The organism is Streptomyces sp. A3M-1-3, assembly GCF_024213665.1.
In the GTDB taxonomy this organism is placed as follows: Bacteria; Actinomycetota; Actinomycetes; order Streptomycetales; family Streptomycetaceae; genus Streptomyces.
The window spans coordinates 20,686-35,971 of the sequence record NZ_JANAVP010000022.1 but is presented as its reverse complement, the minus strand read 5'-3'; the positions used below and the strand labels follow the sequence as shown (position 1 = coordinate 35,971).

The 15,286-nt window shown below is 69.8% G+C and carries 12 protein-coding genes; all 12 read left to right on the top strand.

The annotated features are described in order from the left end of the window. Positions 1–150 precede the first annotated feature (150 nt). The 12 genes from uvrC to NLX86_RS35145 all read left to right on the top strand — a co-directional run bounded on the left by uvrC (position 151) and on the right by NLX86_RS35145 (position 15,223). Complete coding sequence (gene uvrC / locus NLX86_RS23465; protein ID WP_254373747.1) at positions 151–2,151, top strand: excinuclease ABC subunit UvrC; 2,001 nt, start codon at positions 151–153, stop codon at positions 2,149–2,151. After that, complete coding sequence (gene rapZ, locus NLX86_RS23460; RefSeq protein ID WP_254373746.1) at positions 2,148–3,083, top strand: RNase adapter RapZ; 936 nt, start codon at positions 2,148–2,150, stop codon at positions 3,081–3,083. The genes uvrC and rapZ overlap by 4 nt, the downstream gene beginning before the upstream one ends. Before the next feature lie 17 nt (positions 3,084–3,100). Then, positions 3,101–4,138 carry a uridine diphosphate-N-acetylglucosamine-binding protein YvcK gene (gene yvcK / locus NLX86_RS23455; RefSeq protein ID WP_374213947.1) on the top strand — a complete coding sequence of 346 codons (1,038 nt, stop codon included), beginning with the start codon at positions 3,101–3,103 and terminating at the stop codon, positions 4,136–4,138. Then, positions 4,129–5,118, top strand: a complete 990-nt coding sequence (gene whiA, locus NLX86_RS23450) for a DNA-binding protein WhiA (RefSeq protein WP_254373745.1) — start codon at positions 4,129–4,131, stop codon at positions 5,116–5,118. The genes yvcK and whiA overlap by 10 nt, the downstream gene beginning before the upstream one ends. A gap of 152 nt (positions 5,119–5,270) precedes the next feature. After that, on the top strand, positions 5,271–8,273 hold the full coding sequence (locus NLX86_RS23445) for a M14 family metallopeptidase (protein WP_254373744.1): 3,003 nt from the start codon (positions 5,271–5,273) through the stop codon (positions 8,271–8,273). Between the two features lie 186 nt (positions 8,274–8,459). Then, positions 8,460–9,464 carry a type I glyceraldehyde-3-phosphate dehydrogenase gene (gene gap, locus NLX86_RS23440; protein WP_254373743.1) on the top strand — a complete coding sequence of 335 codons (1,005 nt, stop codon included), beginning with the start codon at positions 8,460–8,462 and terminating at the stop codon, positions 9,462–9,464. A 123-nt stretch (positions 9,465–9,587) separates the two neighbouring features. After that, on the top strand, positions 9,588–10,799 hold the full coding sequence (gene pgk / locus NLX86_RS23435) for a phosphoglycerate kinase (RefSeq protein WP_254373742.1): 1,212 nt from the start codon (positions 9,588–9,590) through the stop codon (positions 10,797–10,799). A gap of 6 nt (positions 10,800–10,805) precedes the next feature. Continuing rightward, positions 10,806–11,594, top strand: a complete 789-nt coding sequence (gene tpiA / locus NLX86_RS23430; RefSeq protein ID WP_254373741.1) for a triose-phosphate isomerase — start codon at positions 10,806–10,808, stop codon at positions 11,592–11,594. Between the two features lie 119 nt (positions 11,595–11,713). Continuing rightward, on the top strand, positions 11,714–11,944 hold the full coding sequence (secG, locus tag NLX86_RS23425) for a preprotein translocase subunit SecG (protein ID WP_254373808.1): 231 nt from the start codon (positions 11,714–11,716) through the stop codon (positions 11,942–11,944). Between the two features lie 145 nt (positions 11,945–12,089). Further along, positions 12,090–12,425: an RNA polymerase-binding protein RbpA gene (locus NLX86_RS23420; protein WP_267241347.1), complete on the top strand. Its 336-nt coding sequence runs from the start codon at positions 12,090–12,092 to the stop codon at positions 12,423–12,425. 150 nt (positions 12,426–12,575) lie between these two features. Beyond that, entirely contained in the window at positions 12,576–14,231 is a 1,656-nt protein-coding gene (gene pgi, locus NLX86_RS23415; RefSeq protein WP_254373740.1) for a glucose-6-phosphate isomerase, read from the top strand. Positions 14,232–14,728: 497 nt separating this feature from the next. Next, complete coding sequence (locus tag NLX86_RS35145) at positions 14,729–15,223, top strand: DUF2087 domain-containing protein (RefSeq protein ID WP_374213946.1); 495 nt, start codon at positions 14,729–14,731, stop codon at positions 15,221–15,223. Positions 15,224–15,286: the final 63 nt, after the last annotated feature.

The window sequence follows — 15,286 nt, the reverse complement described above, 5'->3', positions numbered from 1 at the left end:
CGCCGTACGCGCTCCCCGCGCCGTACGCGCTCCCCGCGCCGTACGCGCTCCCCGCGCCGTACGCGCTCCCCGCGCCGTACGCGCTCCCCGCGCCGCGGGTTCGCCCGCTCGCCCGCTGGACTGTCACTCCCCGCCAGTAGGCTATGAGACATGGCAGACCCCTCCAGCTACCGCCCCAAGCCGGGACAGATCCCCGACTCGCCGGGGGTCTACCGGTTCCGTGACGAACACCGCCGGGTGATCTACGTCGGCAAGGCGAAGAGCCTGCGCCAGCGGCTCGCGAACTACTTCCAGGACGTGGCCGGCCTCCACCCCCGTACCCGCACCATGGTCACCACGGCCGCGTCCGTCGAGTGGACCGTCGTCTCCACCGAGGTCGAGGCGCTCCAGCTGGAGTACTCCTGGATCAAGGAGTTCGACCCCCGCTTCAACGTCAAGTACCGGGACGACAAGAGCTATCCGTCCCTCGCGGTCACGCTCAACGAGCCGTACCCGCGGGTCCAGGTCATGCGCGGCCCCAAGAAGAAGGGCGTCCGCTACTTCGGTCCGTACGCGCACGCGTGGGCCATCCGCGAGACCGTCGACCTGATGCTCCGGGTCTTCCCGGTGCGTACGTGCTCCGCCGGGGTCTTCAAGCGTTCCGCCCAGATCGGCCGCCCCTGCCTCCTCGGCTACATCGGCAAGTGCTCGGCGCCCTGTGTCGGCCGGGTCACCCCGGACGAACACCGGGAGCTGGCGGAGGAGTTCTGCGACTTCATGGCCGGGCGCACCGGTACGTACCTGCGCCGCCTCGAGGAGCAGATGCACGAGGCCGCCGAGGAGATGGAGTACGAGCGTGCCGCCCGGCTGCGCGACGACATAGAGGCGCTGCGGCGGGCGATGGAGAAGAACGCCGTCGTGCTGGCCGACGCCACCGACGCCGACCTGATCGCCGTCGCGGAGGACGAGCTCGAAGCCGCCGTCCAGATCTTCCACGTACGCGGCGGGCGCGTCCGCGGCCAGCGCGGCTGGGTCACCGACAAGGTCGAGGCCGTCGACACGGCCGGCCTGGTCGAGCACGCGCTGCAGCAGCTGTACGGCGAGGAGAAGGGCGACGCGGTCCCCAAGGAGGTCCTGGTCCCCGCCCTCCCCGAGGACTCGGCGGCCGTCGTGCAGTGGCTCACCCAGCGCCGCGGCTCGAACGTCAGCCTCCGTATCCCGCAGCGCGGTGACAAGAAGGACCTGATGGAGACGGTCCGGCGCAACGCGCAGCAGTCGCTCGCGCTGCACAAGACCAAGCGGGCCTCCGACCTGACCACCCGCTCCCGGGCGCTGGAGGAGATCGCCGAGGCGCTCGGCCTCGACTCCGCGCCGCTGCGGATCGAGTGCTTCGACATCTCGCACCTCCAGGGCGAGGACGTCGTGGCGTCGATGGTGGTGTTCGAGGACGGCCTGGCCCGCAAGAGCGAGTACCGCCGCTTCCAGATCAAGTCCTTCGAGGGCCAGGACGACGTCCGGTCCATGCACGAGGTGATCAGCCGCCGCTTCCGGCGCTACGTCCAGGAGAAGCTGAAGACGGGGGAGTGGTCGGAGGAGGAGCCGGCACCCGAGGACGAGGGCAGGCCCAAGCGCTTCGCCTATCCGCCGCAGCTCGTCGTGGTCGACGGCGGCATGCCGCAGGTCGCGGCCGCCCAGCGGGCCCTGGACGAGCTGGGCATCGACGACGTCGCGGTGTGCGGCCTCGCCAAACGCCTCGAAGAGGTCTGGCTGCCCGGCGACGGCGACCCCGTCGTCCTGCCCCGCTCCAGCGAGGGGCTGTATCTGCTCCAGCGGGTCCGCGACGAGGCACACCGCTTCGCCATCCGGTACCAGCGCAGCAAGCGGACCAAGCGGATCAAGGTGAGCCCGCTGGATGCGGTCGCGGGGCTCGGTGAGACCCGCAAGCAGGCGCTGATCAAGCACTTCGGTTCGGTGAAGAGGCTGAAGCAGGCGACAATCGACGAGATCTGCGAGGTGCCCGGCATAGGCCGCAAGACGGCCGAGACCGTGGCCGCGGCCCTCGTTTCGGCGGCACCCGCCGGCCCTGCGGTGAACACCGCGACAGGAGAGATCATTGAGGATGAGGAACCCGCACCCGCGGGACTCCTGTCCGATCGGGGGATCAAGGAATGACCGAGCACGACCGAGACGGAGCACAGGTGAGTACGGGCACGAGCGTGGAGGCCGGCCAGGCCGCCGAGACGGCCATTCCCGAGCTGGTGATCATCTCCGGCATGTCCGGCGCCGGCCGAAGCACGGCCGCCAAGTGCCTGGAGGACCTCGGCTGGTTCGTCGTCGACAACCTGCCGCCCGCGCTGATCCCCACCATGGTGGAGCTGGGCGCGCGGTCCCAGGGCAATGTGGCCCGTATCGCGGTGGTCGTGGACGTGCGCGGCCGCCGCTTCTTCGACAACCTCCGCGAGTCCCTCGCGGACCTCGAGGCCAAGAACGTCACCCGGCGCATCGTCTTCCTGGAGTCGTCCGAGGAAGCACTCGTACGCCGCTTTGAATCCGTACGCCGACCGCACCCGCTGCAGGGCGACGGCCGCATCGTCGACGGCATCGCGGCCGAGCGCGACCTGCTGCGCGAGCTGCGCGGCGACGCCGATCTGGTGATCGACACGTCCAGCCTCAACGTCCACGAGCTGCGCTCCAAGATGGACGCCCAGTTCGCCGGCGACGAGGAGCCGGAGCTGCGGGCCACCGTCATGTCCTTCGGCTACAAGTACGGCCTGCCGGTCGACGCCGACCTGGTCGTCGACTGCCGCTTCCTGCCGAACCCGCACTGGGTCCCGGAGCTGCGCCCCTTCACCGGCCTGAACGAGGAGGTGTCGGGCTATGTCTTCAACCAGCCCGGCGCCAAGGAGTTCCTCGACCGGTACGCCGAGCTGCTCCAGCTCATCGCGGCCGGCTACCGGCGCGAGGGCAAGCGGTACGTGACCATCGCCATCGGCTGCACCGGCGGCAAGCACCGCAGTGTCGCCATGTCCGAGAAGCTCGCCGCCCGCCTCGCCTCCGAGGGAGTCGAGACCGTCGTCGTCCACCGGGACATGGGGCGCGAGTGAGTGGCACAAACCCGCAGGTGGGCAGATTGCGGCGGCTGCGCCGGACAACCCCCCAGCGCGGCGGCGACGCCGTACGTACAAACCGCAGACGCGGCGCACAGCCCAAGGTCGTCGCCCTCGGCGGCGGCCGGGGCCTGTCCGCCTCGCTCGCCGCGCTGCGCCGGATCACCGGCGATCTCACCGCAGTGGTCACCGTCGCCGACGACGGCGGCTCCAGCGGGCGGCTGCGCGAGGAGCTGGGCGTACTGCCGCCCGGCGACCTGCGCAAGGCGCTCGCGGCACTCTGCGGCGACGACGAATGGGGCCAGACCTGGGCCCGGGTCATCCAGCACCGCTTCCAGTCCCAGGGCGAGCTGCACGAGCACGCGGTCGGCAACCTGCTGATCGTCGCCCTGTGGGAGCAGCTCGGCGACCATGTGAGCGCCCTCGACCTGGTCGGCAGGCTGCTGGGCGCGCACGGCCGGGTGCTGCCCATGTCCGCCGTACCGCTGGAGCTGCAGGCGCTGGTGCGCGGGCACAACCCGGACCGGCCCGATGAGATCGCCACGGTCCGCGGCCAGGCGACCGTCGCGCTGACCCCGGGCGAGGTGCAGTCCGTGCATGTCGTCCCGCACGACCCGCCCGCCGTGCCCGAGGCGGTGGAAGCGGTCCTCGACGCGGACTGGGTGGTGCTCGGCCCCGGCTCCTGGTTCTCCTCCGTCATTCCGCATCTGCTGGTGCCGGAACTGCGCGACGCCCTCATGGAGACCAAGGCACGGCGGGTCCTTTCGCTCAACCTCGCGCCCCAGCCCGGCGAAACCGATGGCTTCTCCCCGCAACGTCATTTGGAGGTTTTGGCCCGACACGCCCCTAAACTCGCCCTGGACGTGGTGCTGGCCGACCAGGCCGCCGTGCCCGACCGCGAGTCCCTCGCCGACGCCGCCAGGCGGCTCGGCGCCGCGGTCGAGCTGGCGCCGGTCGCCGCGCCCGACGGCCCGAGGCACGACCCGGAGCTGTTGGCCGCCGCGTACGACCGTATTTTTCGGATGCATGGAAGGATCGGCCCATGGCGATGACGGCAGCGGTGAAGGACGAGATCTCCCGGCTCCCCGTCACCCGGACCTGCTGCAGAAAGGCAGAGGTCTCGGCGATTCTTCGGTTCGCGGGCGGGCTGCACCTGGTGAGCGGCCGGATCGTGATCGAGGCGGAGCTGGACACCGCCATGGCGGCGCGCCGCCTGAAGAAGGACATCCTGGAGATCTTCGGACACGGCTCCGAGCTCATCGTGATGGCGCCCGGCGGTCTGCGCCGCGGTTCGCGTTACGTCGTACGGGTGGTTGCGGGCGGCGACCAGCTGGCGCGCCAGACCGGCCTTGTGGACGGCCGCGGCCGGCCCATCCGGGGTCTTCCCCCGCAGGTCGTCTCCGGCGCCACCTGCGATGCGGAGGCGGCCTGGCGCGGCGCCTTCCTGGCCCACGGCTCGCTCACCGAGCCCGGGCGCTCCTCCTCGCTGGAGGTGACCTGCCCGGGTCCGGAGGCGGCCCTCGCTCTGGTCGGCGCGGCGCGGCGGCTCTCCATCGCGGCCAAGGCCCGCGAGGTGCGCGGGGTCGACCGGGTCGTCGTACGCGACGGTGACGCGATCGGCGCCATGCTGACCCGGCTCGGTGCGCACGAGTCGGTGCTGGCCTGGGAGGAGCGGCGGATGCGCCGCGAGGTGCGGGCCACCGCCAACCGGCTGGCCAACTTCGACGACGCCAATCTGCGCCGCTCGGCGCGGGCCGCCGTGGCCGCCGGTGCGCGGGTGCAGCGGGCGCTGGAGATCCTCGGCGAAGAGGTGCCCGAGCACCTCGCCGCCGCGGGCCGGCTGCGGATGGAGCACAAGCAGGCATCCCTGGAGGAGCTGGGCGCACTCGCCGACCCTCCGCTGACCAAGGACGCGGTCGCGGGCCGGATCCGCCGGCTGCTGGCGATGGCGGACAAGCGGGCGCAGGACCTGGGGATCCCGAGTACGGAGTGCAATCTCACCGAGGACATGGCCGACAATCTGGTCGGCTGAACTCCCTGACGGCTGTTCAATTCGCCGCTGCCTACGCCCAATCGGGTTGTCGGCAGCGGCGTTTCCGTGTCCCGAGGCCCTATTGACATGATCATGGGGTGTCATGAGCCTGGCGTCTGTCCTTTTGTGTCACACCACACCAAGGGGAGCTCATGAGACCCAGAGCGAGATCGATCCTCGCAGCGGGTGCACTGCTGCTCGGCGGACTGGCGGCGGCACCTGTCGCCCAGGCCGAGGCCGGACGAGCCGCCGACCGAGCGGCCGACCGTGCCGCCGACCCCGCCGCCGACGCGGTGAAGGTCTTCAACGCCGACGTCACCAAGGAGCAGGTGCCCCTGCTTCTCGCACTCGGCCAGGACGCCCATGAACTGGGCGAACAGGCCCCCGACAAGGGCACCGCCCGGGTCGAGCTCTTCCTCACCGACGCCCAGGCCCGCGGGCTGGAGAAGCAGGGCGTGCAGGTCACCGAGCGCAGGGTCTCGGCGAACACCGAGGCACGCCTGCAGGCCGCCGGTGACGGGGTCTACCGCCCGTACAGCGGCGACGGCAACCTCCAGGAGGAGATCGTCCGGACCGGGCAGGCCCACCCGGACATCACCAAGGTCGTCTCCATCGGCAAGACCCTGCGGGGCCAGGACATTCTGGCCCTCAAGCTGACCAAGGGCGCCAAGAAGACCAAGGACGGCGCGAAGCCGTCCGTGCTGTACCTGTCCAACCAGCACGCCCGCGAGTGGATCACCCCGGAGATGACCCGCCGGCTGCTCCACCACTACCTCGACAACTACGGCAAGGACCCGCGCATCACCAACGTGGTGAACTCCACCGAGCTGTGGTTCGTGCTCTCCGCCAACCCGGACGGCTACGACCACACCCACCAGTCGGCGGACAACCGGCTGTGGCGCAAGAACCTCCGCGACAACGACGGCGACGGGAAGACCACCAACGCCGACGGCGTCGACCTGAACCGGAACTTCGCCTACAAGTGGGGTTACGACAACGAGGGTTCGTCACCCAGCCCGTCCAGCCAGACCTACCGCGGAGCCGGCCCCGCCTCCGAGCCCGAGACCGTCGCGCTCGACCGCTTCCAGAAGCGCATCGGTTTCGAGTACGGCATCAACTACCACTCCGCGGCGGAGCTGCTGCTGTACGGCGTCGGCTGGCAGGTCGCCACGCCGACCCCCGACGACGTGCTCTACAAGGCCCTCGCCGGCACCCCGGAGAACTCCGCCGTCCCCGGCTACTACCCGCAGGTCTCCTCCGAGCTCTACACCACCAACGGTGAGGCCGACGGCCACGCGGCCAACGCCAACGGGATCATGATGTTCACCCCGGAGATGACGACCTGCCAGACCGTCTCCAACAGCGACCCCAACGACCCGTGGAAGCCCGAGGACTGCCAGTCCGGCTTCAACTTCCCCGACGACGAGAAGCTGATCCAGGCGGAGTTCGCCAAGAACATCCCCTTCGCGCTCTCCGTCGCCGAGACCGCCGCCCACCCCGACCAGCCGTCCTCCGCCGTCGGCATGAACGCCCCCGACTTCACCGTCGACCCCTTCACCACCTCGTACGCCCGCGGCGGCGACCAGGAGGTGTCCGTCACCGTCCGCAAGTCCGTACGCGACAAGGAGCTCAGGTATCGCGTCAACGGCGGCCGCACGCACGACATGGCTCTCAAGCCCTGGAAGGGAGGCGAAACCTACGGCGGCGAGGACAACATCCGCTTCGACGAGTACCGCGCCAAGGTCAAGGACGGAGACGTCGGCGACCAGGTCGAGGTCTGGTTCACCGGAGAGACCCGGAGCGGGAAGCCCACCTCCAGCGAGCACTTCACGTACACCGTCGCCGAACGCCCCCGGGCCAACACTCTGGTGATCGCCGAGGAGGGAGCCCCCGCCCAGCACGCCCAGACGTACGTCGACGCGCTGAAGGCCAACGGCCGCAAGGCCGTCGTCTGGGACGTCGCCACCCAGGGCGCGCCCCACCCGCTCGGCGTCCTCGGTCACTTCTCCACGGCCGTCCACTACACCGGTGACCGGGCCCCCGGCGGACCCACCCAGCTGGCGGTCCGGGCCTTCCTCAACGAGGGCGGCAAGCTGATCGAGGCCGGTGAGCTGGCCGGCGGCAACGCCCAGGTCGGGCGGGCCGCGACCAACGACTTCAGCCAGTACTACCTGGGTGCGTACGGACGCACCTCCGCGCCGACCGCCACCGGTTTCGCCGGCGCCGGAAACCTCGCCGGGTTCACCGGCCCGCTCGCCGGCGCCGCCGGCACCCCCGGCAATCCGCTCAACGCCGCCGGGGCCTACGCGATCACCTCCGACACCCTGCCGCCCGCCGGCTTCCCCCAGTTCGAGAGCGCGGCAGCGGGCCGCTACGCGGGAGTGGTCAACCCGTACGCTCCGTACGCGGGCCAGTGGATGGCCGCCGCCACGCACGCGGACGACGACTTCAAGCGCCTCACCCGCACTGTCGACCTCACCGGCATCAGCGCGGCCGACAAGCCGGAGCTGCGCCTCGCCCTCAACTGGAACACCGAGCCGGGATACGACCACGCGATCCTGGAGGCCCATCCCGCAGAAGGCGCGGACACCGAGGACTGGACCACGCTTCCCGAGGCGGGCGGACTCACCAGAACGACAGTCCCGCAGGAGTGTGAGGCCGGCTACTTCGTCAACGGCCACCCGTTCCTGCGGCACTACCTGACCGTGGCGGCGGGCGGCTGCACGGCGACCGGCACCAGCGGAGCCTGGAACAGCTTCACCGGGTCCTCCGGCGGCTGGAAGCAGGTCTCCTTCGACCTGAGCGCCTACGCGGGCAAGCGTGTGGAGCTCGCGCTCAGCTCGGTCACCGACCCCTCCAGCGGCGGACGTGGCGTTTTCGCCGACGACGCCCGCCTCGTCGTCGGCGGCGCGGACAAGGAGCCGGCGGCCTCGGGGGACTTCGAGACCTCCCTCGGCGGCTGGACGGTTCCGGGCGCGCCGGCCGGAAGTCCTGCGGTCGCCGGGGACTGGGCCCGCTCCGGCGAGCTCTTCAAGTCCTACGCGGCGGTCACTACGCGTGACACCGTGCTGCTCGGATTCGGCCTGGAGCATGTGCCGGCCGCGGCGGACCGCACGGCACTGCTCGGCAAGGCGCTGCGTTCCCTCCGGGACTGACCCCTGAGACAGGAGTTGAGAACCAGGGCGGCCCGTATCCGTACCAACGGGTACGGGCCGCCGCATCCGGCACGGATGCGGCCGATGTCACTACCGAGCCCCCAGAGGGGTAGGGTCGTAGGCGGTCGGGGACATCCCATACAGCTCGCCGGCGGACACCCGGCGTACCAACGAGGAGATCGGTTCGTGACGATCCGCGTAGGCATCAACGGCTTTGGCCGCATCGGCCGCAACTACTTCCGGGCGCTCCTGGAGCAGGGTGCGGACATCGAGATCGTCGGTGTCAACGACCTGACCGATAACGCGACCCTGGTGCACCTGCTGAAGTACGACACCATCCTGGGCCGCCTCAAGGCTGAGGTCAGCCACACCGAAGACTCCATCACGGTCGGCAACCAGACCTTCAAGACGATGGCCGAGCGCGACCCGGCGAACCTGCCGTGGGCCGAACTCGGTGCCGACATCGTCATCGAGTCGACCGGCATCTTCACCAAGAAGGCCGACGCCGCGAAGCACATCGCCGCCGGCGCCAAGAAGGTCCTCATCTCGGCTCCTGCCAAGGACGAGGACATCACCATCGTGATGGGCGTCAACCAGGACAAGTACGACGCGGCCAACCACCACGTCATCTCCAACGCCTCCTGCACCACCAACTGTGTGGCGCCGATGGCCAAGGTTCTCGACGAGAACTTCGGCATCGTCAAGGGCCTGATGACGACGGTCCACGCGTACACCAACGACCAGCGCATCCTGGACTTCCCGCACTCGGACCTGCGCCGCGCCCGCGCCGCCGCCGAGAACATCATCCCGACCACCACCGGTGCCGCCAAGGCCACCGCGCTGGTCCTCCCGCAGCTCAAGGGCAAGCTCGACGGCATCGCGATGCGCGTCCCGGTCCCGACCGGTTCCGTGACCGACCTCGTCATCGAGCTCGAGCGCGAGGTCACCAAGGACGAGATCAACTCGGCCTTCCAGAAGGCCGCCGAGGGCCAGCTCAAGGGCATCCTCGACTACACCGAGGACGCGATCGTCTCCTCGGACATCGTCAACTGGCCGGCCTCCTGCACCTTCGACTCGTCCCTGACGATGGCGTCGGGCAAGAGCGTCAAGGTCATCGGCTGGTACGACAACGAGTGGGGTTACTCCAACCGCCTGGTGGACCTCACGGTCTTCGTCGGCGGCCAGCTCTGATCCCGGGCCGGTAGCCACCTCGATGTGAGCGGCAGGGCTCGGACAGCGCAAGGACGCGCTGTTCGAGCCCTGCTTCTTGTCCCGATCTCTCCAGGTTCCGGTTTCTCTAGGAGTCAGCAACAGATGAAGACGATTGACGAACTTCTCGCCGACGGCGTCGCGGGCCGGCGGGTATTCGTCCGCGCCGACCTCAACGTGCCGCTCGAAGGCACCACCATCACCGACGACGGCCGTATCCGCGCCGTCCAGCCGACGATCGCCAAGCTCGCCGCCGCCGGCGCGCGCGTGGTCGTCGCCTCCCACCTCGGCCGCCCCAAGGGCGCTCCGGACCCGGCCTTCTCGCTCGCCCCGGCCGCCGCACGGCTCGGCGAACTCCTCGGTGCCGATGTCGCCTTCGCGACCGACACCGTCGGCGAGTCCGCCCGGGCGACCGTCGCGGGCCTCGCCGACGGCCAGGTCGCCGTTATCGAGAACCTGCGCTTCAACGCCGGTGAGACGGCCAAGGACGACGCCGAGCGCGGTGCCTTTGCCGACCAGCTCGCCGAGCTCGCCGATGTGTACGTCGGCGACGGCTTCGGCGCGGTGCACCGCAAGCACGCCTCGGTCTTCGACCTCCCGGCCCGCCTCCCGCACGCGGCCGGCGGCCTGATCGCCACCGAGGTCGGCGTCCTGAAGAAGCTCACCGAGGACGTCCGGCGCCCGTACGTCGTCGTCCTCGGCGGCGCCAAGGTCTCCGACAAGCTCGGCGTGATCGACCACCTGCTGGAGAAGGCCGACCGGATCCTGGTCGGCGGCGGCATGGCGTACACCTTCCTCAAGGCCAAGGGCCACGAGGTCGGCATCTCGCTGCTCCAGGAGGACCAGATCCCGACGGTCCTGGAGTACCTGGCGCGGGCCGAGAAGCGTGGCGTGGAGTTCGTCCTCCCCGTCGACGTCCTGGTCTCTGCCGACTTCCCGGACCTCAAGACCAAGGCCCCGGCCAACCCGGCCACCGTCGCCTCGAACGCCATCCCGGCCGACGAGGAGGGCCTGGACATCGGTCCGGAGACCCGCAAGCTGTACGCCGCGAAGCTCGCCGACGCCGGCACCGTCTTCTGGAACGGTCCGATGGGCGTCTTCGAGCACCCCGACTACGCCGAGGGCACCAAGGCGGTTGCCCAGGCGCTCGTCGACAGCCCGGCCTTCACGGTGGTCGGCGGCGGCGACTCCGCCGCGGCCGTCCGCATCCTGGGCTTCGACGAGAACGCATTCGGCCACATTTCCACCGGCGGTGGCGCCAGCCTCGAGTACCTCGAGGGCAAGACGCTCCCCGGCCTCGCCGCACTGGAGGACTGACCCTCAATGACTGCTCCTACCCAAGGGCGCATCCCGCTGATGGCGGGCAACTGGAAGATGAACCTCAACCACCTCGAGGCCATCGCCCACGTCCAGAAGCTCGCCTTCGCCCTGGCCGACAAGGACTACGACGCGGTCGAGGTCGCCGTCCTGCCTCCCTTCACCGACCTCCGCTCGGTGCAGACCCTGGTCGACGGCGACAAGCTGAAGATCAAGTACGGCGCTCAGGACATCTCGGCGCACGACTCCGGTGCGTACACCGGCGAGATCTCCGGCCCGATGCTGGCCAAGCTGAAGTGCACGTATGTGGCCGTCGGCCACAGCGAGCGCCGCCAGTACCACGGCGAGAGCGACGAGATCTGCAACGCCAAGGTCAAGGCCGCCTACAAGCACGGGCTCACCCCGATCCTGTGCGTCGGCGAGGGCCTGGACATCCGCAAGGCCGGTGAGCAGGTCTCGTACACGCTGAGCCAGCTCGACGGCGGCCTGAAGGACATCCCGGCCGAGCAGGCCGAGACGGTCGTGATCGCGTACGAGCCGGTGTGGGCCATCGGCACCGGCGAGGTCGCCACCCCTGCAGACGCGCAGGAGGTCTGCGGGGCGATCCGCGGCCGGCTCGCGGAGCTGTACTCGCAGGAACTGGCCGACCGGGTCCGTATCCAGTACGGCGGCTCGGTGAAGTCCGGGAACGTCGCCGCGATCATGGCTCAGCCGGACGTCGACGGCGCTCTGATCGGCGGCGCGGCGCTGGACGCCGACGAGTTCGTCAAGATCGTCCGCTTCCGCGACCAGTGAGTATGCGGTAGGGCAGATCCGTCGTACCCTGGCGGGGGCCGAGGTGGCATGCGCCACCCGGCCCCCGTTGTCCGATTCAGTCTTAGGGAATTCCGGGAAAGTAGGGTTCAGCCGTGATTATGGGGTTCTCGATCGCCCTGATCGTCTTCAGCCTGCTGCTGATGCTGCTGGTGCTGATGCACAAGGGGAAGGGCGGCGGCCTCTCCGACATGTTCGGTGGCGGTATGCAGTCGTCCGTCGGCGGCTCCTCGGTTGCGGAGCGCAACCTGGACCGCATCACCGTCGTCGTCGGTCTGATCTGGTTTGCGTGCATTGTCGCGCTCGGTCTGCTGCTGAAGCTGGACAGCTGACCGCATCTCCGCTATGGCGTCGCCTGCGCGGCCTATCATGGGCCTGCGTTTTGGGGGCCGATAAGTAACTCCGGTCACTGGACGCGCGTTGGGCCTTACGTAGACTGGGCTGACTTCGAGCACCATCACGCAGGGAGTTACGACCGTGGCAAGTGGCAACGCGATCCGAGGAAGTCGGGTCGGAGCGGGGCCGATGGGTGAGGCCGAGCGCGGCGAGTCCGCGCCGCGTCTCCGCATCTCCTTCTGGTGCTCGAACGGGCACGAGACGCAGCCGAGCTTCGCCAGCGACGCGCAGGTCCCCGACACCTGGGACTGCCCGCGCTGCGGATTCCCGGCAGGCCAGGACCGGGACAATCCGCCGGACCCGCCGCGCACCGAGCCGTACAAGACGCACCTGGCGTACGTACGCGAGCGGCGCACCGACGCCGACGGCGAGGCGATTCTCGCCGAGGCCCTCGCGAAACTGCGGGGCGAGATCTAAGACTTGATGTCCGGCCGGGCACCCTCCGAGGTGCCCGGCCGGTCCGCTTCGCGCCCGCGCCGTCCGCGCTGCCGGCCCTGCTCCGATCAACTAGGTTGGGAGGCAGCGGGGCAGTACGCAGGTACGAGAAGAAGTGGGCTGATAACCGGTATGAACGCAGACGGCCGTACCAGGCTCAACCAGACGCCCGAGTGGACCGCATTGGGCAAGCACCGGGAACAGCTGGGGGAGACCCATCTGCGTGAGCTGTTCGCGGCGGACCCGGGTCGGGGCTCCGGCTACACCCTCCGGGTCGGCGACCTGCACATCGACTACTCCAAGCAGCTGGTGACCGACGAGACGCTCCGGCTGCTGCGCGAACTCGCCGCGGCGACCGGCGTGGCGGAGCTGCGGGACGCGATGTTCCGCGGCGAGAAGATCAACACCACCGAGGACCGCGCCGTGCTGCACACGGCCCTGCGGGCGCCGCGGAACGCCGTGATCGAGGTGGACGGCGAGAACGTCGTACCCGCCGTGCACGCCGTGCTCGACAAGATGGCCGGCTTCGCCCACCAGGTCCGCTCCGGGGCGTGGACCGGGCACACCGGCAAGCGCATCAGGACCGTGGTCAACATCGGCATCGGCGGCTCGGACCTGGGCCCCGCCATGGCGTACGAGGTGCTGCGCTCCTTCACCGCCCGCGAGCTGGCCTTCCGCTTCGTCTCGAACGTCGACGGGGCCGACCTCCACGAGGCCGTACGGGACTTGGACCCGGCCGAGACGCTGTTCATCATCGCGTCCAAGACCTTCACCACCATCGAGACCATCACCAACGCCACCTCGGCCCGCGAGTGGCTCCTCGGCGGCCTGGGCGGTGACCGGGAGGCAGTGGCCAGGCACTTCGTGGCGCTCTCCACCAACGCCGAGAAGGTGGCCGACTTCGGTATCGACACGGCGAACATGTTCGAGTTCTGGGACTGGGTCGGCGGCCGTTACTCGTACGACTCGGCCATCGGGCTCTCCCTGATGATCGCCATCGGCCCGGACCGCTTCCGCGAAATGCTGGACGGCTTCCACCTGGTCGACGAGCACTTCCGCACCGCCCCGCCGGAGGCCAACGCGCCGCTGCTGCTGGGCCTGTTGGGCGTCTGGTACGGCGGGTTCCACGACGCCCAGTCGCACGCCGTGCTGCCGTACAGCCACTACCTCTCCCGGTTCACGGCGTATCTGCAGCAGCTGGACATGGAATCGAACGGCAAGTCCGTGGACCGCGACGGCAATCCGGTCGACTGGCAGACCGGACCGGTGGTGTGGGGAACGCCCGGGACCAACGGCCAGCACGCGTACTACCAGTTGATCCACCAGGGTACGAAGCTCATCCCGGCGGACTTCATCGCCTTCGCGGAGCCGGTCGCCGATCTCAGCACCGGCCTGGCGGCCCAGCACGACCTGCTGATGGCGAACTTCTTCGCGCAGACGCAGGCGCTGGCGTTCGGCAAGACCCCTGACGAGGTGCGCGCGGAAGGGGTCGCGGAAGAGCTGGTCCCGCACAAGACCTTCCGCGGCAACCACCCGACGACCACGATCCTGGCCAAGGAGCTCACTCCCTCGGTGCTGGGCCAGCTGGTCGCGCTCTACGAGCACAAGGTGTTCGTCCAGGGCGCCGTCTGGAACATCGACTCCTTCGACCAGTGGGGCGTCGAGCTGGGCAAGGTCCTCGCCAAGCGGCTGGAGCCGGCCCTGTCGGGATTGGCGGAGGTCCCGGGCCTGGACGAGTCCACCAAGGCGCTGGTGGCCACCTACCGAAGCCTGCGAGGTAGGCGATAGGAGGGGTCGTCAGCTGCTTGCCGGGGAGCGTGCACGAGGGCGGTTTAACTCGATCGTGTGATGGTCGGCTTCCGGGCTTGCGGCGTCCTGGGCCGTCCGGGTTAACGTGATCGTGTGATCTGGGACGCCGGGTACGGCGCCGGCGTGCGGGGCCCCTGCTCCACCGGAGTGATGGTTCAGGGCCTCCCCGTCGCCTCTGGCCGTACCCATTTGGCCGGATCGCGCAGGGAACCGACCTCCCGGGCCCGGACCACGCACAGGATGCGTGTCGCCGCCCCGGGGTTGAGTACGCCGGGGACCAGTGCGCCCAAGACCGTTCGGGGCGTGCGGCTGAGCGGACTCACTCCTGCTCAGTCCAGAGGAACGGTCCGAAGCTTGCGAGGCAGGCAGTAGGAGCGGTTCGAGCGCGGCGCATCCGGTAAACCGGATGCCGTTCCGGCCGGGGCGGGTGACACTGCAGTCCGAACTGCCGGTGACACCCGCCCCGAAAGGACGTCATGCACCCCCTGATGGCCGCCCTCGGCGACCCCGACCGCGTACGCCTCTACGCCCAGCTCGTGCTGGCGGAGGGCCCCACGCATCCCTTCCGGGGCGAGCACGCCGAGCTGGCGCGCAAGCACCTGGGGCCCCTGATCCAGGCGGGTCTGGTGCGGCCGCATGAGGACGGCGGCTTCGTCGCCCGTGCCGACGCGTTCCAGGAGGCTCTGGGGACCGAACCCGTTGACCGTGAGGCGGACTGCCTGCCGCCGCAGCTCCAACGACTGTTCTCGCGCGGGCGGCTGACGGCCATTCCGGTACGGACCGCCCTGCGCCGGGAGCTGCTGGAGTATCTGGCCGAGTCCCGGTTCGAGCCCGGCCGCAGCTATTCCGAGGCGGAGGTCAACGAGGCGATTCAGCAGGTGCACGACGACAGCGCCGCGCTGCGCCGCTATCTGGTCATCGACGGCCTGCTCAGCCGGACCCGCGACGGCAGCGGCTACCAGCTGGCCTGACGGGCGCACCACGCGACGGCGGCCCCGCACCCGGACAGGCAGGTGCGGGGCCGCCGTCGTACG